At 72.6% G+C, this 19875-nt stretch carries 18 protein-coding genes and 1 pseudogene; 2 read left to right on the forward strand and 17 right to left on the reverse strand.

Annotated elements, in window-relative coordinates; translation table 11 throughout:
• Positions 1-2 precede the first annotated feature (2 nt).
• The 7 genes from GA0070617_RS18405 to GA0070617_RS18435 form a co-directional block, all read right to left on the reverse strand.
• A complete protein-coding gene (locus GA0070617_RS18405; RefSeq protein ID WP_091439787.1) occupies positions 3-2756 on the reverse strand; it encodes an ATP-binding protein in 2754 nt (917 codons plus the stop codon).
• A gap of 223 nt (positions 2757-2979) precedes the next feature.
• Complete coding sequence (locus GA0070617_RS18410) at positions 2980-3822, reverse strand: alpha/beta fold hydrolase (RefSeq protein ID WP_091439791.1); 843 nt, start codon at positions 3820-3822, stop codon at positions 2980-2982.
• Positions 3823-3836: 14 nt separating this feature from the next.
• On the reverse strand, positions 3837-4226 hold the full coding sequence (locus GA0070617_RS18415) for a nuclear transport factor 2 family protein (RefSeq protein WP_217628841.1): 390 nt from the start codon (positions 4224-4226) through the stop codon (positions 3837-3839).
• A 46-nt stretch (positions 4227-4272) separates the two neighbouring features.
• Positions 4273-4920: a hydrolase gene (locus tag GA0070617_RS18420; protein ID WP_091439797.1), complete on the reverse strand. Its 648-nt coding sequence runs from the start codon at positions 4918-4920 to the stop codon at positions 4273-4275.
• Complete coding sequence (locus GA0070617_RS18425; RefSeq protein ID WP_091439802.1) at positions 4917-5897, reverse strand: DUF5996 family protein; 981 nt, start codon at positions 5895-5897, stop codon at positions 4917-4919. Before GA0070617_RS18425 ends, GA0070617_RS18420 begins: the two co-directional genes overlap by 4 nt.
• A 58-nt stretch (positions 5898-5955) precedes the next feature.
• Positions 5956-6357 carry a RidA family protein gene (locus GA0070617_RS18430; protein ID WP_091439805.1) on the reverse strand — a complete coding sequence of 134 codons (402 nt, stop codon included), beginning with the start codon at positions 6355-6357 and terminating at the stop codon, positions 5956-5958.
• A 57-nt stretch (positions 6358-6414) separates the two neighbouring features.
• Complete coding sequence (locus GA0070617_RS18435; RefSeq protein ID WP_091439811.1) at positions 6415-7140, reverse strand: flavodoxin family protein; 726 nt, start codon at positions 7138-7140, stop codon at positions 6415-6417.
• A 201-nt stretch (positions 7141-7341) separates the two neighbouring features.
• On the opposite strand from GA0070617_RS18435, the gene GA0070617_RS18440 reads away from it, so the two are divergent.
• Entirely contained in the window at positions 7342-7953 is a 612-nt protein-coding gene (locus tag GA0070617_RS18440) for a DinB family protein (RefSeq protein WP_091439815.1), read from the forward strand.
• Here the strand turns inward: GA0070617_RS18440 and GA0070617_RS18445 are convergent.
• Positions 7933-8358 carry a class I SAM-dependent methyltransferase gene (locus GA0070617_RS18445; protein WP_091446642.1) on the reverse strand — a complete coding sequence of 142 codons (426 nt, stop codon included), beginning with the start codon at positions 8356-8358 and terminating at the stop codon, positions 7933-7935. The genes GA0070617_RS18440 and GA0070617_RS18445 overlap by 21 nt on opposite strands.
• Between GA0070617_RS18445 and GA0070617_RS32420 the strand changes: the two are divergent.
• Positions 8320-8502, forward strand: a pseudogene (locus GA0070617_RS32420) (MerR family transcriptional regulator); the annotation flags it as partial. The gene GA0070617_RS18445 and the pseudogene GA0070617_RS32420 sit on opposite strands and share 39 nt — an antisense overlap.
• A 52-nt stretch (positions 8503-8554) precedes the next feature.
• Here the strand turns inward: GA0070617_RS32420 and GA0070617_RS18450 are convergent.
• From GA0070617_RS18450 to GA0070617_RS18490, 9 genes are all read right to left on the reverse strand, one after another.
• On the reverse strand, positions 8555-9934 hold the full coding sequence (locus GA0070617_RS18450; RefSeq protein WP_091439818.1) for an NAD-dependent succinate-semialdehyde dehydrogenase: 1380 nt from the start codon (positions 9932-9934) through the stop codon (positions 8555-8557).
• Positions 9935-9978: 44 nt separating this feature from the next.
• A complete protein-coding gene (locus tag GA0070617_RS18455; protein WP_091439822.1) occupies positions 9979-10992 on the reverse strand; it encodes a zinc-dependent alcohol dehydrogenase in 1014 nt (337 codons plus the stop codon).
• Complete coding sequence (locus tag GA0070617_RS18460) at positions 10989-12476, reverse strand: aldehyde dehydrogenase family protein (protein WP_091439824.1); 1488 nt, start codon at positions 12474-12476, stop codon at positions 10989-10991. Before GA0070617_RS18460 ends, GA0070617_RS18455 begins: the two co-directional genes overlap by 4 nt.
• Positions 12477-12505: 29 nt before the next feature.
• Positions 12506-13294 (reverse strand): IclR family transcriptional regulator, encoded by a 789-nt coding sequence (locus GA0070617_RS18465; protein WP_091439828.1) that lies wholly within the window; start codon positions 13292-13294, stop codon positions 12506-12508.
• Positions 13295-13365: 71 nt separating this feature from the next.
• Entirely contained in the window at positions 13366-14109 is a 744-nt protein-coding gene (locus GA0070617_RS18470) for a maleate cis-trans isomerase family protein (RefSeq protein ID WP_091439833.1), read from the reverse strand.
• A complete protein-coding gene (locus GA0070617_RS18475; RefSeq protein ID WP_091439836.1) occupies positions 14106-15794 on the reverse strand; it encodes an alpha/beta hydrolase in 1689 nt (562 codons plus the stop codon). The genes GA0070617_RS18470 and GA0070617_RS18475 overlap by 4 nt, the downstream gene beginning before the upstream one ends.
• Positions 15791-17272 carry an aldehyde dehydrogenase family protein gene (locus tag GA0070617_RS18480; RefSeq protein WP_091439840.1) on the reverse strand — a complete coding sequence of 494 codons (1482 nt, stop codon included), beginning with the start codon at positions 17270-17272 and terminating at the stop codon, positions 15791-15793. Before GA0070617_RS18480 ends, GA0070617_RS18475 begins: the two co-directional genes overlap by 4 nt.
• A gap of 35 nt (positions 17273-17307) precedes the next feature.
• Positions 17308-18819, reverse strand: a complete 1512-nt coding sequence (locus GA0070617_RS18485) for a sugar ABC transporter ATP-binding protein (RefSeq protein ID WP_091439843.1) — start codon at positions 18817-18819, stop codon at positions 17308-17310.
• On the reverse strand, positions 18816-19859 hold the full coding sequence (locus GA0070617_RS18490) for an ABC transporter permease (protein ID WP_175440577.1): 1044 nt from the start codon (positions 19857-19859) through the stop codon (positions 18816-18818). Before GA0070617_RS18490 ends, GA0070617_RS18485 begins: the two co-directional genes overlap by 4 nt.
• Positions 19860-19875 lie beyond the last annotated feature (16 nt).

Here is a 19875-nt window from a genome sequence, read left to right on the forward strand (position 1 = left end):
CGTCAGGTCGAGTCGAGTCGCAGGTCCCCGTCGACGTCGATCCTGGCCAGCTCGGCACGGTTGGTGATGCCCAGTTTGAGGTAGACGTTGGTCAGGTGGTGGCCGACCGTGCGGGGGCTGATCAACAGCTGGGCCGCGATCTCCCGGTTGGTCAGCCGGTCCGCGGCCAACCGGGCGACCCGTAGCTCCTGCGCGGTCAGTCCGGCCGCGGTCGACGGACCGGTGTCGTGGGGAGCGGACCGCCGGTCGGTCAGGGCCTGTTCACGCAGGGCCCGCGCCCGCAGTGGCTCGGCGCCCAGCCGGTTGAAGGTATCGGCTGCCGCAGCGAGCTGCGACCGGGCGTCGGCCCGGCGGCGGGCCCGCCGCAGCCACTCCCCGTACAGCAGTCGGGTCCGGGCGTACTCGAACGGATGCGCCCCCGCCCCCGTGACGGCCAGGGCGGCTCGGAACGACTCCTCGGCCGCCGGTCCGCGCTCAACGATGGCCCGGAGACGGTGGCCCGCCGTACGGGCCCAGGTCGCGCCGGTACGTCGTGCCCACTCCTCCACCATGGCGACCTGGGCCTCGACGACGTCGCCGCTGCCGACCTGCGCCGCCGCCTCGACGGTGTCCACGGCGGCGAGCAGCGCGAACGTGCGGTGCGCGGCCTCGTGGCCGGGCTCGGCGAGACACCGCAGATCGCTCAGCGCCTCCTGCGGGCGGCCGTCGAACAACGCCGCCCGCCCGCGCAGCCAGTACGCCGAGGCGGTGAACGCCCGCACCCCACGCGGCACCGAGACCTGAAGTACCCGGCCGGTGTGCTCGTCGACGCCGCGGTACTCGCCGCGGGCGGCAGCCAACATGCCGAGGGCGCTGCGGCTCTGCACGGCGAGGTGTTCCGCCCCGACCTCCTCGGCCAGCCGCAGGCCCTCGGCCGCCCCGAGCGCGGCAGCGTCCCACCTCCCCGCAGCGGTGTCGAGAACGGAGATCTGCGCCAGCACCAGCGCCAGCGCGGTGAGCTCGTGCCGACGCCGCAGCTGCGCCGCCTGCAGGCTCAACACGTCGATCAGTCCACCGTCGACGCCCCAGACCTGAACCAACGGCACGGGCGGGAGCAACTCCCAGGCGGCCGTACCGAGCCGACCGACCGTGTCGCTGGTCAGGTCCGCGCTGGTCGGGGTGACGTCACCGGTTTCGTCGTAGCAGGACCACCAGTTCCGCAGCACGGGCATCAGCCCCGACACGGCGGAGTCATCGTCGGTGTCCACGGCCCGTACCCGCCGCAGTGCCTCCCGCTGGAGGTCGGACCGGCCGGCCGACCACGCGGCGCGGACCGCGACCGTGCCCAACTCCACCGCGCGGCGGGTCCGGGGCACCACAGCCATGTCGCACAGCAGGTAGCGGTGGGCACGCTCGGGCATGCCGTGGGTGAACTCGAGGATCCCGCGCAGCCCGCCGCTCAGCCGAACGACGGGAAGCACCCCGCCCAGCCGCTCCGCGTCCTGGAGCAGCTGCCGCGCCGCCCCGGCGTGGCCGGCGTCCCACGCGGCGCGGGCGGCGGCGGCCAGGCGGCGCGCGGCGTCCGCCGGCTCCGGCGACAGCTCCGCGGCTCGACACAGCGTCCGGGCCGCAATCGGGGCCGCGCTGCGGCGCAGGCACTGCTCGGCGGCATGCTCCAACAGGGTGGCGACGTGCTCGTCCGGTCCGTCGGCGGCGGCCGCCAGGTGCCAGGCCCGTTCCGTGGTGGCGTCGGGCGGCAGGGCCGCGGCCAGCGCCCGGTGCGCGGCCTGCCGCTCCGGCAGGGGGGCACCGTCGTAGATGGCCGCCGGGACCAGCGGGTGCCGGAAATCCAGGCGGACGCCCGAGGCGTGCAACAGACCGGAGCGCAGGGCCTCGTCCCAGCTGGACGTGTCGACGCCCCAGCCGGCACCGGCGCGGTGCACCACGTGCCGGTCGCCCCGGCCCTCGGCGGCGGCCAACAGCAGTAACGCGCGGGTCGACGGTTTCAGACCCTCGGCCCGTACGTAGAACGCCCGTCGCAGCCGTGGCCCGACCGGCGCCAGCGCTCCGGGCGGCGGGTGGGCGGCCTCGCCGCCGGTTTCGCGGTCGAGGGTGGGTAGCTCGTGCAGTGCCAGCGGGTTGCCTCCGGCCGCCCGCACCGTGCGATCGACACGCCCCGGGTCGGCCTCGGGCAGGACGGCGGCCACCAGCCGGCGTGCGTCGTCGTCGGCCAGGCCGCCGACCTCCAGCGCCGGCACACTCTCCCACGGCCCCGAGGCGGGATCCTCATGCCCGGTCAGCAGCACCGCGACCGGCTCCGTCGCCACCCGCCGGGCCACGAACACCAGACACTGTACGGTCGCCTCGTCGATCCACTGGGCGTCGTCCACCACGACGAGCACCGGTCGTTCCCGGGCCAGACCGGAGACCAACGACAGCACGGCCGCGCCGATGAGGAAGCGGTTGGCCGGGTCCCGGCTCATTCCCAACGCGCCTCGTAACGCCGCGGCCTGCGGGGCGGCGAGGGTCTCCAGCCGATCCAACACCGGCCACAGCAGCTCGTGCAGCGCCGCGAACGCGAGCCCCGTCTCCATCCGGGTGCCCCGACACCGCAGCACCGTCGCATCGGACGCCGCCTCGACGGCGTGCTCGAGCAGGGCGGTCTTGCCGATACCCGGCTCACCCCAGAGCATGAGCCCGGCCCCCGCCCCGTCCGCCGCCCGGTTCAGAAGTCGGTCCAGCGCCGCGATCTCGGCGTGCCGCCCGAACAGTTCCATGCCTCATTCCGAAGTGTCGCGTCCGGCCGCGGACGTACGGCCGTCGCCCAGGCTATCCCGCGGTCTGCCGTTCGGCGGATGCCCGATCGACCGGTCGATCCGCTGACGGTGGCGCGGCCCGACGCTCGATGCGGTGAGGGAGAAACCCGTGAGCAGCGACATCACCTCGTCGGCACCGGTCGGCGGGGGCAGCCAGCGCTGGCTGCCCCCGCCGACCGGTGCACTACTTGGACAGGAAACCCTTCAGCGCGGCGTTGACCTCGTCGGCGTGGGTCCACAGCAGGCCGTGGGGCGCGCCGTCGATCTCGACGTAGTCGGCCTCGGGGAACGCCTTGTGGAACCGGCGGCCGGTGGCGTCGATCGGGAGGATGTTGTCCTTCGTGCCGTGCAGGATGAGGGTCGGCTTGCCGGCGGCGCGGACCGCCTCGACGTCACCACGGAAGTCCTCGATCCACGCGGGGACCACCGCGTACGCGGCCACCGGGGCGCTGCCGATCGCGACGTTCCAACTGCCGGTGACCGCCTCCTGGCTGATGCGGGTGCCGAGGTTCTCGTCCAGGTTGTAGAAGTCCTGGTAGAACTGCGTGAACCACGCATACCTGTCGCCCTTCGCCGCCGCCGCGATCCCGTCGAAGACCTCCTGCGGTACGCCCTCGGGATTGTCGTCGCGCCGTACGAGGAATGGTTCGAGCGACGCGAGGAAAGCGAGCTTCGCGACCCGCTCGTGCCCGTGGCGGGCCACGTAGCGGGCAAGCTCCCCGGTGCCCATGGAGAAGCCCACGAGCACGACATCGCTCAGGTCGAGCGTCTCCAGCACGGCGTTCAGATCCGCGGCGAACGTGTCGTAGTCGTAACCGGCGTGGACCTTCGACGACTGGCCGAAGCCTCGGCGGTCGTACGTGATCACCCGGTAGCCCTGGTCCAGCAGCTCGCGCGTCTGCTTCTCCCAGCTGCGCCCGTCGAGCGGATAACCGTGGATCAGCACGACCGGCTGGCCGGCGCCCTGGTCCTCGTAGTACAGCTCGATCGGGCTGCTGTTCTCGTGTCCGACGGTGAGGTAGCCCATTGTCCTGTTCCCTTTCAGACCATCGGGTTGCCGTCGACGGTCGCCTCGGGTGCGGTGAGGTCCTGGATGACGTCCCAGTGCTCGACGATGCGGTCATTGTGGAGCCGGAAGATGTCGACGATGACGACCGGGTTCGGCGCCCAGCCGTGCACGATGCTGTGGGTGAATACTAGGTCACCCTGTGCCGCGATCCGCTGCGGCTCCCAGGAGAAGCCCTCCAACCCGGGCACCGCCGCGCGGAGTGTGTCCAGGCCGCTTGCCAACTGCGGACTGTGCTGCACGTAGGGCTCCGCCCAGTACCGGTCGAGCGCGGTGAGGTCCTTCTCGGCGAAGAGCTCCCGCATGGCGGTCAGGACGATGTCGGTGTTGCGTTGCGCCCGGTCCGTCGCCGTACTCTCGGTCATGCTCATGCCTCCTCGATGAAGCCGACAAAGTTGCGCAAAGCGCCGCCTAGACCTGGGCGGTGGCGAGGAGCTGCATCTCCCAGGCGAAGGCCACACCGCTGGCGCCGCCGTGCTGTGCCTGGACCTCGGCGACTCCCGGCACGGTCTGCTCACGGGCCCAGTCGCGCTGCCACTCCCCCAGCACGGCCATCCAGGTGATCGGAACGACGCCCGCCTGCACCAGGCGCCGCACCGCCATGTCGTGGGCCTCCTTGGAGACACCACCCGAGGCATCGGTGACCGCGAAGACCTCGAAGCCCTCACCCGCCGCCTGCAGAGCCGGCATCGCCACACAGATCTCCGTCCAGAGACCAGCGATGATCAGCTTCTTGCGTCCGGTCGCCTTGACGGCAGCCACGACGCGTGCGTCCTGCCACGTGTTGATGAAGGTGCGGTTGATCGGCTTCTGCTCCGGGAACACGTCCCGCACACCCTGCACCAGAAGGCCGCCGCGTTCCTCCAGCACGGTGGTCAGAATGGTCGGGACCTTGAAGACCTTGGCAGCCTTGGCGAGGCCGACGACGTTGTTCAGGACCATCGTCGGCTCGTGGCTGTTCAGGTTGGCGAACTGGAACGGCTGATGGTCGATCAGCACGAGGACACTCTCCTCGGGCGTCAACAGCGCGTCGAGACCGACCTTGCTTCCCGTACTCATGGACGTCCCTTCTGGATCTTGACGTTGGCGGACCTGACTGGCGCCGGGGTTCGGTGCCACCGCAACGGGTCGTCCTCCAGGGCCGGGCGGTCCCAGCCCCCCAGGTCCGCGGCGGCTTCGTAGGTGGTGCGGAGGAACTCGGCGACCGCGCGGTCGGGGTCCGGTGCGGCGCGTACGGCCTCGTAGGGCAGCAGGAACTGCTGGAACTGGGTGCTGAAGTACGCACCGTCGGGGCCGACCTGCTGCTCGGCGAACCCGTCGGGTGCCGGGTAGGCGTAGGAGTAGAAGGCACCCTCCTCGCCGCCACCGGGCCAGAAGCCGCAGCTGGACAGTTCTCGGGAGTAACCCTCGACCATCACCCAGTCCCCACAGTTGGGCACTCCGCCGGGGTGCGGCGGGGCCGACCGGCCGGAGAAGCGGGTGCAGGCGAGGTCCATCCCGCCCCAGAAGAAGTGCACCGGGCTGACCTTGCCCACGAAGTGCGAGCGAAACTCGCCGATCACCCGGTTCGCCTGCAGCAGCTGGCGCCAGAACAGGGTGGCCACCGCCGCGTCGTAGGAGGCGTGGTCATGGTCCTCGGCGAACGGGATCGCCGGGTCGACCTCGTTGGGCCGCGGCCGGATCGGTGCCTCGATCCCCAGTTCGTGGAGCATGTCCAGGACCCGCGCGTAGAACTCGGCGACCGACATCGGTCGCAGCGGGAGACTCCGCGCCCCGCCGTCGCTGGTGCGGACGTCGAGCCGGTGGCCGAGGAGGTCGAACTCGATCTCGAAGGCCCCCGTGCGGTACGGGATGGTCGACGTCGTCAGTCCGCGCGGACTGACGTACAGGGTCACCTGCCACCAGTGGTTGAGTAGCGGGGCGTGGGCCATGCGGATCTTGCCCACGACCTGGGTCCACATGTGCAGGGTGTCGCGGGTGGGCGTCCAGTCCGAGACCCGCAGGCTCGGCCAGCTCGTCGTTGCCGGGTTGGTCATCGCTGTTCACATCCTTGGCGCTGGCACGAAAGGTGCCGGTCGTCGTGGTCGGGTCCGGCTAGCGCGGCAGGTCGAGCAGCACGACCGCGCCGATCTCGACGACCTGGCCGGGAAGCGCCAGTTCCACGGCACCGAAGGTCGTGCTCGTCGGCCGGTGGTCGCCGAAGTAGGCGCTGTGCGCGGCAGCGGCCGGGCCGAAGTTCTCCCGCAGGTTGGTCAGGATCACGGTGGTCTCGATGATCTGACGGCGAGTCGCGCCGAAGTGCGCCAGCACGCGGTCGAGGTGGGCGAACGTCACCTCGCACTGCCTGTGGATGTCGTTCTCACCCACGATGCCCTGGTCGTCGTGGGAGAGCTGGCCGGAGACGTAGACCGTGTCGCCGACCCGGATCGCCTGGCTGTAGCCGTAGGCGGCCTCCCACCCGACGCCGTGGTTGAAGGTGTCACTGATCCTGGCCATCGTCGTTCCTCCTGCTGGTCGCGGCGTGTGACGCAAGCCGGGTGGCCGGCCGTCGGGTCAGCGGTACTCGGGATTGGCGGCGTCCGGATGAACGCCCGCGTCCCACGCGGTGCGTTGATTGCCGTAGGCCGGGAACCCGCCGGCACGACGGATCATCGACGCGAGGTGGAGCAGGTTGTAGGTCATGAACGCGGTGTTGCGGTTGGTGAAGTCGTTGTCCGGGCCGCCGGAGCCGTCGTCGAGGTAGGAGGGGCCGGGGCCGATCTCACCGAGCCAGCCCGCGTCGGCCTGGGGCGGGACGGTGAAGCCGATGTGCTGCAGGCTGTAGAGGATGCTCATCGCGCAGTGTTTGAGGCCGTCCTCGTTGCCGGTGAGCAGGCAGCCACCGACCTTGCCGTAGTAGGCGTACTGGCCGTGCGCGTTGAGCACACCGGAGTAGCCGTAGAGCCGTTCGATCAGCCGGCGGGTGACCGAACTGTTGTCACCGAGCCAGATCGGTCCGCCGATGACCAGGATGTCGGCCGCCAGCACCCGGGTGAGCAGCGCGGGCCATTCGTCGGTGTCCGCCCCGTACTCGGTCATGTCCGGTCGGACCCCGGTGGCGATGTCGTGGTCGACCGCGCGGATCTGGTCCACGCTGACCCCACTCGCCTCCATGATCGCCACACTGCGATCGATCACGCCCTGGGTGTGACTACGGCCGGGTGAACGGTTCAGGGTGCAGTTGATGTACATCGCGCGCAGCCCGGTGAAGTCGGGCCGGTCGGTCACCGCCGCGGTCATGGGGGTCCTTCCCTGGAAATCGGTCGTGCTGTCGGCCCGCCGGTCGCGTCCGGTGGTCCCACGTGACGAGTGTGGGAGGTCGCGGCCGGCACCGAATCGGTAGGTCAATCGGTCGGTCGGCCGCGGCGGTGCGGGATGCCGCCCCGGTCACTCGGGGGACGACACCCCACGACAACCCCGGGGTACGGAAGACTGGCGGGCATGGGTGACCCGGACGATCTGAAGACGGAACTGCACCAGTCCCTGCGGACGATTCGTGAGAACCTGATCTGGAAGCTCGACGGGGTGAGCGAACGCGCTGCCCGGCTGCCCCGCACCGCCACCGGAAACAACCTGCTGGGAATCGTGAAACACTGCCTGAACGTCGAGGCTTCCTACTTCGGGCCGACCTTCGGACGCGACTTCCCCACCCCTGACGAACTGGTCGCCCTGCAGGCCTTCGACGAGGATCCGCAGGCCGACTGGTACGCCCGCCACGACGAGACCAGGGACGGGCTGATCGACCTGTACCGGCGGGTCGGAGTGTTCGCGGACCAGACGATCGACCAACTGCCCCTGGACGCGCCGGGACGGGTGTCGTGGTGGCCGCCGGGCAGCCAGACCGTGACGCTCCGGAAGATCATCCTGCACGTGACGTGGGACCTCACCCGGCACGCCGGTCACGCCGACATCCTGCGCGAACAACACGACGCGACGATCGGCCTGGGACGGACCGACTCCAACATCCCCGACGACTACGACTGGCAGGCGTACGTCACCAAGCTGACGGCACTGGCCGACCAGGTCGGAGACTCACCGGCCGGCCGTGGGTGAGTCACCTTCCTTTGTGGCGGCAATGGCCGCGTACGCGCGGTCGGGGCGCTCCGGAGACTGCTGCCGGGAGCGCTCACGTTCGGTGAACCCGGCTCTGGTCAGGCGGGCGGAAAATTCGTCCACGGGCCAGCGGTATGCCGTACAGACCTTGTGGTCAAAGGCAGCCACCTCGTCGTCGCTGTCGAAGAAACCGATCACCAGCCTCCCGGATGGCACGAGCAGCCGGCGAAACTCGGCAAGTACCCCGTCCAGCTCCGGTGGCGGTAGGTGGATGGTCGAAAACCACGAGAGGATGCCCGCCACCGAATGGTCGGGCAGGCCCAGGTCGGTCATCGACCCGAGCCGGAACCGCGGGTGCGCCGCTGAGTGGACGCGGGCCGACTGCCTGCCAGCCGGGACGAGCATGGCCACCGGGCGATCGACGGCGTCGAGCTGGCCGGATTCGTCCGCGCGCAGGGGGGCCAACCGGACGGCCGGTCGGAGGAGTCCTCGGCGCGCAACCGGCTGCGAGGGATCGTCACCGCGGTCGCCAAGGACAAGGTGATGGCCCCGCCGGCTTCCAGGCACCCTGACCGGCTGGCCTCGACCGGGCGTGGCACGTTCAGTGGGCCGCCCAGTAGGTCCGGACGTTGACGAACTCGCGCAGGCCGACGGCGGCCAACTCCCGGCCGTACCCGCTGCGTCTGGTGCCACCGAACGGCAGCCGCGGGTCCGAGACCACCATCGCGTTGACGAACGCCGCCCCGGTGGTGACCCGCCGGGCCAGCGCCGCGCCCCGCTTCCGGTCCCCGGTCCAGACGCTGAGCCCCAGACCGTACGGCGAGGCGTTGGCCAGTCGTACCGCGTGCTCCTCGTCGGCGGCGACGGTGAGCGTGGCGACCGGGCCGAAGGTCTCCTCGTCGAACGCGGCCACCCCCGGACCGGCGTCGGCGAGCACGGTGGGCCGGTAGAAGAACCCGGCCCCGGGCAGCGGGCCGCCGCCGGTCAGTACCCGGGCCCCGGCCGCCACCGACTCGGCGACCTGCCGGTCCAGCCCGTCGCGCAGGTCGGCGCGGGCCATCGGGCCGACGTCGGTACGCGAGTCGGTCGGATCACCCACGACCAGCGCACGGACGCCGGCGACGAACGCGGCGGTGAACCGGTCGGCGACCGGCTCCTCGACGACGAAACGCTTCGCGCAGACGCAGCTCTGGCCGGCGTTGAGGAACCGGGCCCGCACGGCGGTGGCCGCGGCGGCCTCCACGTCGGCGTCGGCGAGCACCACGAAGGCGTCGGAGCCGCCCAGTTCCAGTACCGACTTCTTGACCGCCCGCCCGGCGGCGGCGGCCACCGCCGCGCCCGCGCCGGTGCTGCCGGTCAGGGTCACCGCGGCGATCCGGTCGTCGGCGATCAACCGGGCGGTCACCTCGGGCACCCGGGGCTCGGCGAGCAGCACGGTGGTCAGAACACCCTCGGGTAGTCCGGCGGCCCGGAACAGGCGTTCGATCTCCAGCGCGCAGCCGGTCACGTTCGGCGAGTGCTTGAGGAAGACCCCGTTGCCGGCGACGACGGAGGGCACCGCGAACCGCATCACCTGCCAGAACGGGAAGTTCCACGGCATCACCGCGAGCACCAGCCCCATCGGCTCGTACGCCACCCAGGCGTCCGCCTCCGGCACGTCGACCGGTTCGTCGCCGAGCATCCCGGCCGCCCGCTCGGCGTAGAAGTCGCAGGTCGCGGCCGACTTCTCCAGTTCGGCACGGGCCTCGGCGAGGGGTTTGCCCATCTCCTCCGTGATCAGCCGGGCAAGCCGGTCCCGGTCGGCCCGCAGCCGGCCGGCGACCGTGTGCAGCACCGCCACCCGCCTCTCCAACGGGGTCCTCCCCCACGCCCGGGTGGCCACGTGAGCGCGGGCCAGCAGGTGCTCCACCCGGTCGTCGTCGTGGGTGTCGTAGCGGGCCAGGGGTGCCCCGGTGGCCGGGTTGACGGTGGTGATGGGCATGCGGGTCCTCTCGTACCGGTGGGTCTGGTGGCGTCGCCGGCCGGTCAGCAGGTGAGCAGGGCCCGGGTCACGGCGGCGCCCGGGGTGCCGGCCAGCCGCATCGCCTCGTCGACATGTGCCAGGTCGAAACGGTGCGACACCACGGCCGCCGGCCGTACCCGGCCGGTGCGGACCAGTTCGACCGCCTCCGGGTAGGTGCCCACCCCACCCCGGGAGCCGAGCACGGTCAGTTCCCGGCCGAGGATGTCGGCGGTGGCGAAGTCGGCAGGCGCCCGGCCGACCACGACGAGGTACGAGCCGGGGGTGGCCAGCCGGGCGGCCAGCGCGACGCCGCCGCCGCTGGCGGAGGTCTCCACCACCAGCAGCGGACCGTCGTCGGGGTCGGCCGGCGGCACGTCCGCGCTGTCGCGCACGTCGAGGCCGAGTCGCTCGCCGACGCTCCGCCGGTGTGCCTGCGGTTCGTGCACGACGGTGCGCCATCCGTGGGCGATCAGGGTCTGCGCCAGGACGAGGCCCAGCGGTCCGCCGCCGACCACCCGGGCCCGCGCCGGGATCGGGGCGAGACCGCCGACGCGGCGCAGCGCGTGCAGGGCGACCGCGATCGGCTCCAGCACGGTGGCGTCGGTGTCGGAGACCTCGTCGGGCAGCGGCACCAGGTTGCCCGCCGGCAGGCAGAGGTACTCGGCCATGGTGCCGTCGCAGGTCATGCCGAGGTAGCCGCCCCGCCGGCAGAGCTGCGGCCGGTCGTGGCGGCAGTAGACGCAGGATCCGCACCACAGGGTGGGGTCGAGGGTCACCCGGTGTCCCACCGGGGCCGGGCTGTCGGTGTCCGGGCCGACGGCGGCCACCACCCCCACCGCGTCGTGGCCCAACGTCACCGGCAGGGTGTCCGGCCTGCCGTGGTACGCGTGCAGGTCGGTGCCGCACACCCCGCACGCGGTGAGCCGGACCAGTGCCTGCCCCGGCCCCGGCTCGGGTACCGGCAGCTCGACCAGTTCCACCCGGGCGGTGTCGACGAGCCGGACGACCCGGCCGCCGACGGTGGTCGACGGGCTCATCCCCGTGCCGCCGGCACCGGGTACGCGTTGCCCAGCGCCCGGTTGTCGCGGATGGCCGCCGGGTGGTTGATGGAGTGGGTCTGCAGGTACTCGGCGACCCCGGCGACGCCGAACTCGCGTCCGTGGCCGCTGCTGCGGCGGCCGCCGAACGAGGCGCGCAGCGAGGTGCCGGCCCGGTTGTGGCAGTTGATGAAGGTGAATCCGGCGTCCAGCCGGCGGGCGACGGCGACCGCGCGGTCGGTGTCGGCCGACCACACCGAGGAGGCCAGCGCCTGCTCGACGCCGTTGGCGCGGGCCACCGCCTCGTCGACGCTGTCGTAGGTGAGCAGGGGCACCGTCGGGCCGAACTGTTCGTCGACGACGAGCGGGTGGGCGTCGGGCAGGTCGAGCACCAGCGTCGGGCGTACCCAGTAGCCGTCCTCGCTGCTCGGCGCGTACCGGCCGACGTCCAGGACGGTGCCGCCGGCCGCGCGGGCCGAGTCGACCAGGGCCGTCAGCCGGTGCTGGTGCTCGCGGGAGACGACCGGTCCCATCGTCGAGGTGGCATCGAGCGGGTCGCCCACCCGTAGCACCCGTTCGGCCGCCTCCCGGTACGCCTCGACGAACTCGTCGCGGCGGGCCGCGGGCACCAGCAGCCGCTTGATGGCCATGCAGACCTGGCCGCTGGTGAGGAAGGTGCCGAAGACCGCGCGCTGCATGGTGGGCAGGTCGAACGGGGCGTCGGGTAGGAAGATCGCGGCGTCGTTGCCGCCCAGTTCCATCACGGTCGGGCGGACGTGGTGCGCGGCGCTGGCGGCGATGTGCCGGGCGGTGGCCAGCCCGCCGGTGAAGCTGACCTTGGCGACGCGGGGGTCGGCGACCAGGGCCTGCCCGACGTCGGCGCCGCCGTTGACCACGTTGAGCACCCCGTCGGGCAGCCGCCGGGCCACCTCGGTGAGGAAGTCGGTGACCGCCAGCGGGGCCAGCGGTGACGGCTTGACGACCATGGTGTTGCCGGTCATCAGGCCGGGCACCACCTTCAGCGCGGCGAGGATGACCGGCGCGTTCCACGGGGTGATGGCGGCGATCACCCCGTACGGGTCGGTGGTGGTGACCAGGGTGCCCTCGTCGTCGTGCAGGACGGTGTCCGCGCCGAGGCGCTCGGCGACCGGTCCGTCGTAGCGGGCCAGGGCGTGGGCGAAGTCGAGTTCGCCCCGTACGTCGGCGATGACCTTGCCGAGTTCCCGGCTGAGCAGCGGACCCCGGACGTCGTTGGCGGCGGAGGTCTCGACGATGGCCGAGGTGACCCTGGCCACCCGTTCGGCCACCGGGACCGCCGCCCAGGGCGCGAAGGCGGCCGCGGCGGCGGCGACGGCGGTGCCGGTCAGCGCGGGGTCGGCGACGCGCACCGCGCCGACCCGCTCGTCGGGGCGGGCCGGGTTCTCCCGGGCGATCTCACCGACGCCCGGGTGCGGGGCACCGTCGATCCACAGTGCGGTGTTCATGGGTGTGTCTCCGGCTTCTGGTCGGCGGGTCAACGGGCCGACCGGCCCGACAGGTCGTCGTTGATCTCGGTGGCGACGCGGCGGACCGCGCCGATGATGTCCTGCCGCCGGGTGTCGTAGAGCCGGTACAACGGCCCGGCGACGGCGAGTGCGGCGACCACGTCGCCGCCGTCGCGGATCGCCGCCGCGCAGCCCCAGATGCCCTCCTCCACCTGGCCGAAGCTCTCGGTCCAGTCGCCGGCGGCGATGCTGCCCAGCTCGTCCTCGGTGGGCAGGTCGGTCTCCCCGGTGGTCTTCGCGATGGTGCGGTAGTAGGACTGCCGCTGGGCCGGCGGCATCGCCGCCAGCAGCAGTCGGGCCGCCGCGCCCTGGTGCAGCGACATCAGCGCGCCGCGCTCGAAGCGCAACCGGACCGCCTGCGGGGATTCGCCGATGTCCACGGCGACCACCGAGTTGCCGATCCGCTTGACCACCAGCGCGGTCTCGCCGGTCTCGCGGGCCAGCTGGTCGAGGTAGGGGCGGGCGATGACGGCCAGTCCCCCGGCCGCCGCGCGGGCCGCCCGGGCCAGCCCGGTGACCCGCATGGAAACCTGGTAGCGGCCCCGGTCGGCCTCCTCCAGCAGGCCGTACTCCCGCAGCAGACCGACGTACCGGTAGACGGTGCTGGTCGGGGCGCCGAGGTAGGCGGCGAGGTCGTTCACCGACTGGGTGTGGTTCTCCTCGGTGAACGACAGCAGCAGGGTGAGCATCTTGCGGGAGCTCTCGTTGCCGGAGCCGTTCCGGGTGTCGGCGGGGCGTGGGTCGTCCGTGGTCCGCATCGCGTCATCCTCTCCCCTGTGGGCTGACCGGCGCGCCGCCGGTACGCCCGGCCGGTCGGCCGCCGGGGCGTTCACAGCTGCTCCAGCAGCCGACCGAAGCCGGTGATCCGGTCGGTGAAGCCGGCCTGGCGCAACGCGTACCAGAAGGTGGCCGCGTTGATCGCCAGCACCGGCTTGCCGAGCCGGGTCTCCAGGTCGGCGGCGACGGCCACGGCGGGCAGGTTCGTGCCCGCCTGCACCAGCGCGTCGACGCGCGGACCGTCCACGGCGAGGAAGGCGCGTTCGACCTCGGCCAGCGGTACCTCGGCAATCGACGTCGCGGTCGGACACTTCAGGCCGAGCACCTGGTCGACCTCGAAGCCGAGGCCCTCGAAGAACTCGCGGACCTGTACGTCGCCGACCGGCTGGTACGGGGTGATCACTCCGATCCGGCGTACCCCGAGGGCGGTCAGCGCGGCGGCGCAGGCGGCCGCGCCGGTGGCCGGGGTGAGTCCGCAGCGCTCCCGAACCCAGGCGGTGAACTTCTCGCTGCCCTCGACGCCGCCCCAGAACGTCTCGGCCGACATCCCCATGATCATTCCGTCGGGTTTCGCCGTCATCACCCGGTCGATCGCCGCGCCGAGTTCGGTGCGCAGCTCCGCCAGGAACTCCTCGAACCGGTCGTCGCCGGCGAGGCTCTCGTTGCGCATGTGGATGCGTCCGGTGTGCACCGAGATGCCGGGCGGACGCATCAGGTTGTACTCGTCCTCCACCACGGTGTTGGTGGAGGGCACGATCACGCCGAAGACGGCGCGTCGGGCCAGGCTGGTGGTCACGGAAGGCTCCCGAGGGTCGGCTCCCCGGCGCCGGGGCCGGGGAGGAGGGTGGCGGGCGGGCGGACCGCCCGCGCGGGGTCGTCGACCCGGTCCAGGAACCGGGTCACCGCGTCGGCGGTGGTCGCGGCGGCGGTGGGGTCGGCGTGGCCGGCGCCGTCGGCGACCGTGGCGTGCGGCAACAGCGCGCGGACCCGGGCCAGGTCGTGGCTGAGCGGGTCACCGGGGGTACGCAGCAGCAGGGTGGGCGTCACCGGGCCGGGAGGTTCGGCTTCCACGGCGTGCCGCAGCACCGCCCGGTACAGGTGCCGGTAGCTGGCCGCGCCGCGCAGCAGGTCGACCGTCCAGGCCCACTGCCGGTGCGGGTCGGCCGGGCGCGGGACGTGGGCCGCGGCGGTGCGCGCGTACCAGGGCGACCACAGGGTACGGTCCTCGGCCATCGCCCAGGCCCGCAGCAGGTGGTGGCCGTCGACGTCCGGTTCCAGGGTCGGCAGGTACCGGTCGAGGTCGAGATGGGCGAAGTCGGCGCCCAGGGGCAGCCCGTCGAGGACCAGACCCCGGACTCGCCGCGGATGCCGGCGTTGCCAGAGCAGGGCCAGCAGCGCACCGGAGTGGCAGCCGAAGACGTCCACCTCGTCGAGGCCGAGCCCGGCCACCAGTGCGTCGAGCCGCGTCAGGTACTCCGGCAGGGTCGGCGCCGCCGCGCGGGCGTCCGGCAGGGTCGGCGATGCCGCCGGCCGGGGGTCGGCGCAGGTCAGCGGCGCGGAGCGGCCGTGTCCCGGGTAGTCCACGCCGAACGCGGGCCGGTGGCGGCCGAACGCCTCGACGAGGTGCGCCACCGAGGTGCTGGAACCGGGGGCCGGGGGCAGCACCACGACCGGCCGACCGGGCCGGTCCCCGCCGGCGGCCCGGATGTGCAGGGGCGCGTCCAGGACGGTGCGGTAGGCCACCGGACCGAGGGTGTCGGCCAGTGCCGTGGCCCCCGCCCGCCGGTGCCGCCCCGGTACCCGGTGGGCGGTCAGGGCGGCCCGGATGGCCTGCGCCGACCAGCTGGGCAGCGGCAGCCCCGCGGCGCGGTCGAGGTCCTCGGCGGCCACCCGGGCCGGTCCGGTCGTCGCCGGCTGGCCGAGCACGTCCACGACGGCCTCGTGCAGGTCGGCGGCGTCGGGTAGGTCGCCGCCGCTGGTCGGCCAGCCGCCGGTGACCGCGGCGCGGCGGATCCGCCACCAGGTGTCGAGCAGGGGTCCGACGCCGTGCGGTGCCGGGTCCGGCAGCCGGGCCGGCCGGCCGGCCGTGGCAGCCAGCAGCACCAACGACGCCGGGCGGCGCAGCCGGGCCGCCACGTGCGCGCCGTAGCCGACCCCGGCCACCGGGGCGGCATCCAGGTCGAGGGCCTGCCGGACGGCGTCCACCGCGTCGGCTGCCTGACCGACCGGGTCGTGGTCGTCGACGGTGCCGGTGCTGCCGCCGTGGCCGGGCAGGTCGATAGTGACCACCCGGTACGCCCCGGCGAGCGCCACGGCCAGTGGGGCGAGCGCCGCGCCGGAGCCGGGTGTGTCGTGCAGCAGCACCAGCGGTGTGGCGTCGACCGGCCCGTAGTCGCGCACGTGCACCGCACCGGTGCCGACCGTCAGGTAGCCGGGCTGGCCGGCGTGGACGGTCGGCACCGGATGCGGTCGGTGGTTCACCCCTGTGCCTCGCGGACCCGGATGCCGGCCTCGAGGCCACCGGTGTCGTCGCCGGCCAGCTGCACCGACTTGATCTCCAGGTACGACTCGAAGCCGTAGATGCCCAGTTCGCGGCCGAACCCGGACTGCTTGTACCCGCCGAAGGGCGAGACCAGGTTGGTCTTGGCGCCGTTGACGTCGATGCGTCCGGTGCGCAGCTGCCGCACGTACGGCATGGCGGCCTGCTCGTCGCCGGCCCAGACCGCGCCGTGCAGGCCGAAGATCGAGTCGTTGGCGATCGCCACGCCCTCCTGCGGGTCGCGGTAGCCGATGATCGACATGACCGGACCGAAGACCTCCTCCTGGGCGATCCGGTCACCGGGGCGTACGTCCGCGAAGACGGTGGGTCGGACGAACCAGCCCCGGTCGATGCCGTCGGGGCGGCCCGGTCCACCGGCGACCAGGGTGGCGTCGGAGGCCATCGCCTCGCCGATGTACTCCTGTACGCGGTCGAAGCAGGCCTTGTTCTGCTGCGGGCCGAGGTCGGTCTCCGACGAGGTGGGGTCGCCGCTGCGGTACAGCGCCGCCTGGCTGGCCGCGATCTCGGCGGCCTCGGCCATCCGCTCCTGCGGCACCAACATCCGGCTCCATGCCAGACACGCCTGGCCGGAGTTGAAGAACGCCTGGTCGATGGTGGTGCGTACGGCCTTGTCGAAGTCGGCGTCGGGCAGGACGAGGCTGGCGCTCTTGCCGCCGAGTTCGAGGTGCATCCGCTTGACCGTGGTGCTGGCGGCGGCGAAGACCTGCCGACCGGCCCGGGTGGAGCCGGTCATCGAGACCATGTTCACCAGCGGGTGGCGGGAGATGGCCTCGCCGACGACGGGGCCGGTGCCGCAGACGATGTTGAACACCCCGTCGGGCAGGCCGGCCTCCTGGAAGATCTCGGCGAGCAGGTACGCGGTCAGCGGGGTGTACTCGCTGGGCTTGAGCACCACCGTGCAGCCGGCCGCCAGGGCCGGTGCGAGCTTGGCCATCACCAGCTGGATCGGGAAGTTCCACGGGCTGATCGCGCCGACCACGCCGACGGGTTCCTTGAGCACCAGCGAGTTGGCGATGGTCTCGCTCCACGCGAAGTCGCGCAGGATGTCCACGTGCGAGCGGAGCACGTTGAGGGGGAAGCCGACCTGGGCGCTGAGCGAGATCTTCGCCGGGGCGCCCACCTCGGCGGTGATCACCTCGGCCAGTTCCTTGCCCTGCCGCTGCATCCCCTCGGCAGCCCGGGCCAGGATCTCGGCGCGCTGCTGCGGGCTGGTCGTGGACCAGTCGGCGAACGCACCGACCGCGACGGCCACCGCCCGGTCGACGTCGGCGGCGGTGCCGGCGGGCACCTGGCCGAGCAGCTGCTCGGTGCTGGGGTTGATCAGGTCGATGGTCTCACCCCCGGACGGGGTGTACGGCTTGCCGTCGATCCAGTGGTAGCGGCGGGAGTGATTGGTCATGGTCGCCCTCCTGGGCATACGGCGGGTTCAGATGGTCAACGGGCGGATACGGGGGTGGAGACCATGGCGGTGAGGACCGCCTGCTCGGTAAGGCCGGCACCGGGCAGGTCGGCCACCAGGGCACCCCGGTCGAGCACGAGCACCCGGTCGCTGAGTTCGACGAGTTCGGGTACGTCGGTGGTGACGACGACGACGCCCAGGCCGGTGGCGGCGAGTTCCCGGACCCGCTGGTGGATCTCGGCGCGGGCCCGCACGTCCACGCCGGCGGTGGGGTCGTGCAGCAGCAACACCGTGCAGTCGCGGGCCATCCAGCGGGCGAAGACCGCCTTCTGCTGGTTGCCGCCGGACAGCGAGGAGATCGTCTGCCCCGGTGCCGCGGTCAGCCGCACCGCGTCCATCAGTCGACGCACGACGGTGGTCTCCCGTCCACCGGTGGGGACCCCCCACCTGCTGAACGACCGCAGGTTGCTGATGCTGACGTTGGTACGGATGTCGTGGTTCGGCAGCACCGCCAGGGTGCGGTTGCCCGGCACGTACGCGACGCCGGCCCGCACCGCCCGGACCCGGTCGCCGGAGGGCAGCGCGCCGCCGGCGACCCGTACCGTGCCGCCGGCGCGGACGGTGATGCCGGCGACCATGCTCATCAGCTCGTCGGCGCCGGAGCCGGAGAGACCGGCGACGCCGACGATCTCCCCCGGCCCGACGGCGAGGCTGACGCCCTGCAACGGCCCGCCCCGCAGGTCGTCGACGCGCAGGACGGGTTCCGCGGTGGCGGCCGCGCGGGCGGCCCGGGCGGTGGGTGGCACCGGGTGGGACAGTTCGTCGACCGGGCTGACCAGGGCGACCAGGGCCGCCCGGCGGATCTGGTCGCGGGGCAGGTCGGCCACCACCCGGGCGTCGCGCACACCGGTGACCGTGTCGGCGATCTGTTCGATGTCGTCGAAGCGGTGCGAGACGTAGAGGAACGACACCCCGGTGGCGGCGATGGACCGTACCGCGGTCAGGATCGCACCCGCCTCGTGTGGTGCCAGTGCGGCGGTCGGCTCGTCGAGGATGACCAGCCGGGCGTCGCGGGCCAGCGCCCGGGCGACCATGACCAGCCGGCGGTCGACCGGGCTGAGGCTGGTCACCGCGGCGTCGGGGTCGAGGTGCGCGCCGAGCCGCCGCAGCGCGGTCTCGGCCAGTTGCCGGGACCGCCGGGCGCTGACGAAGCCCAGGCGGCGAGGTTCGTTGCCGAGCACGACGTTGTCCGCGACGCTGAGGTTGGGCCCCAGCCGCATCTCCTGCGGCACCAGGGAGATACCGGCGGCGATGGCGTCGCCGGGACGGCGGAAGGTCACCGGCGTCCCGTCGATCCGGATCTCGCCGTGTTCGGGGGTGAGGTTGCCGGCGAGGATCTGCATCAGGGTGGACTTGCCCGCGCCGTTGGGGCCCACCACGCCCCGGATCTCGCCGGGGCGCAGGGTCAGGTCGGCGCCGCTGATGGCGACGGTGGGGCCGAACTGCTTGTGCAGACCGACCGCCGAAAGCCACGGCTGGCCGGTCATCGGGCGACCTGCCGGCGGGTCAGCAGGAACACGGCGGTGAGCAGGACGAGGCCCTGCAGCAGCTGGCTGAGCCAGCTCGGGTAGTTCAGCATGGTCACCCCGGTGGTGACGCAGGCCAGGAAGATCGCGCCGAGCAGTGCCCCGCCGACGTTGAACCGCCAGCCGCGGCCGAGGGAGAGGCTGAGGAACGCGGCCGCGTACGCCGACAGCAGCAGGGCCGCGCCGGGGTCGGGGTAGTACTGCCCGGCCTGGGAGGTGAGCAGCACCCCGGCGATGCCGGCGCAGGTCCCGCTGAGGGCGAACCCGATCAGCCGGGCCCGACGGACGTCGACCCCGGCGATCCGGGCGGCGTCGGGGTTGTCGCCGATCGCGGTGGCCTGCCGGCCGAAGACCGAGTGCCGCAGCACCGTCCCGAGCACCAGCAGGACCAGGCCGATCGCGATGAGGTTGACCGGCACCCCGAGGAAACGCAGCAGGGTGAGTTCGAGGTAGCTGTCGGGGATGCCCTCGAAGACCGTCTGGTAGGCGATGGCCTGCATGACGCCCTGGATGATCGATCCGGTGGCCAGGGTGCCGATGAACGAGGGCACCCGCAGGTAGCCGACGAGGAAGCCGTTGGCCGCGCCGAGCACGAGACCCAGCAGGATCGCCTGCAGCACCGCCCACCAGACGGTGGCCTGCCAGAGCACCATGGACTGGACCGCGAGCGCCCCGCTGGCCCCGGCGATGGAGGCGAACGACAGGTCGAACTCCCGCATCGCCAGGACCACGCAGAGTCCACCGAGGACGATCAGCAGTGGAGCGCTCTGTTGCACAAGTGACCTGGCGTTGGTGACGGTGAGGAAGGCGTCCGGTCGGGCGATCGAGAAGAACCCGACGGTCAGGACGAACACACCCGGCAGGATCCACCGTTCCAGGGACTGCCCCGACCATCGTGACGCACCCGGCGCGGCGGCACCGCGCGGCGGGGCGGCGTCGGCGGGCCCGGTTGCCGTACTGGCCCCGCCCTTCCCGTCACGCGTCTCGCTGTCCACTGCCATCGCTGTCTCTCCTCGT

Origin of the sequence: Micromonospora yangpuensis (assembly GCF_900091615.1) — a bacterium.
Classification (GTDB): domain Bacteria; phylum Actinomycetota; class Actinomycetes; order Mycobacteriales; family Micromonosporaceae; genus Micromonospora; species Micromonospora yangpuensis.

Excerpts from the sequence above, each read along its gene's own strand:
- GA0070617_RS18405 (WP_091439787.1), bottom strand. The coding sequence starts at position 2,756 with ATGGAACTGTTCGGGCGGCACGCCGAGATCGCGGCGCTGGACCGACTT.
- GA0070617_RS18435 (WP_091439811.1), bottom strand. The coding sequence starts at position 7,140 with ATGACCGCGGCGGTGACCGACCGGCCCGACTTCACCGGGCTGCGCGCG.
- GA0070617_RS18410 (WP_091439791.1), bottom strand. The coding sequence starts at position 3,822 with ATGGGCTACCTCACCGTCGGACACGAGAACAGCAGCCCGATCGAGCTG.
- GA0070617_RS18480 (WP_091439840.1), bottom strand. The coding sequence starts at position 17,272 with ATGACCAATCACTCCCGCCGCTACCACTGGATCGACGGCAAGCCGTAC.
- GA0070617_RS18430 (WP_091439805.1), bottom strand. The coding sequence starts at position 6,357 with ATGGCCAGGATCAGTGACACCTTCAACCACGGCGTCGGGTGGGAGGCC.
- GA0070617_RS18485 (WP_091439843.1), bottom strand. The coding sequence starts at position 18,819 with ATGACCGGCCAGCCGTGGCTTTCGGCGGTCGGTCTGCACAAGCAGTTC.
- GA0070617_RS18490 (WP_175440577.1), bottom strand. The coding sequence starts at position 19,859 with ATGGCAGTGGACAGCGAGACGCGTGACGGGAAGGGCGGGGCCAGTACG.
- GA0070617_RS18455 (WP_091439822.1), bottom strand. The coding sequence starts at position 10,992 with ATGAGCCCGTCGACCACCGTCGGCGGCCGGGTCGTCCGGCTCGTCGAC.
- GA0070617_RS18415 (WP_217628841.1), bottom strand. The coding sequence starts at position 4,226 with ATGACCGAGAGTACGGCGACGGACCGGGCGCAACGCAACACCGACATC.
- GA0070617_RS18445 (WP_091446642.1), bottom strand. The coding sequence starts at position 8,358 with ATGCTCGTCCCGGCTGGCAGGCAGTCGGCCCGCGTCCACTCAGCGGCG.
- GA0070617_RS18465 (WP_091439828.1), bottom strand. The coding sequence starts at position 13,294 with ATGCGGACCACGGACGACCCACGCCCCGCCGACACCCGGAACGGCTCC.
- GA0070617_RS18420 (WP_091439797.1), bottom strand. The coding sequence starts at position 4,920 with ATGAGTACGGGAAGCAAGGTCGGTCTCGACGCGCTGTTGACGCCCGAG.
- GA0070617_RS18460 (WP_091439824.1), bottom strand. The coding sequence starts at position 12,476 with ATGAACACCGCACTGTGGATCGACGGTGCCCCGCACCCGGGCGTCGGT.
- GA0070617_RS18450 (WP_091439818.1), bottom strand. The coding sequence starts at position 9,934 with ATGCCCATCACCACCGTCAACCCGGCCACCGGGGCACCCCTGGCCCGC.
- GA0070617_RS18425 (WP_091439802.1), bottom strand. The coding sequence starts at position 5,897 with ATGACCAACCCGGCAACGACGAGCTGGCCGAGCCTGCGGGTCTCGGAC.
- GA0070617_RS18440 (WP_091439815.1), top strand. The coding sequence starts at position 7,342 with ATGGGTGACCCGGACGATCTGAAGACGGAACTGCACCAGTCCCTGCGG.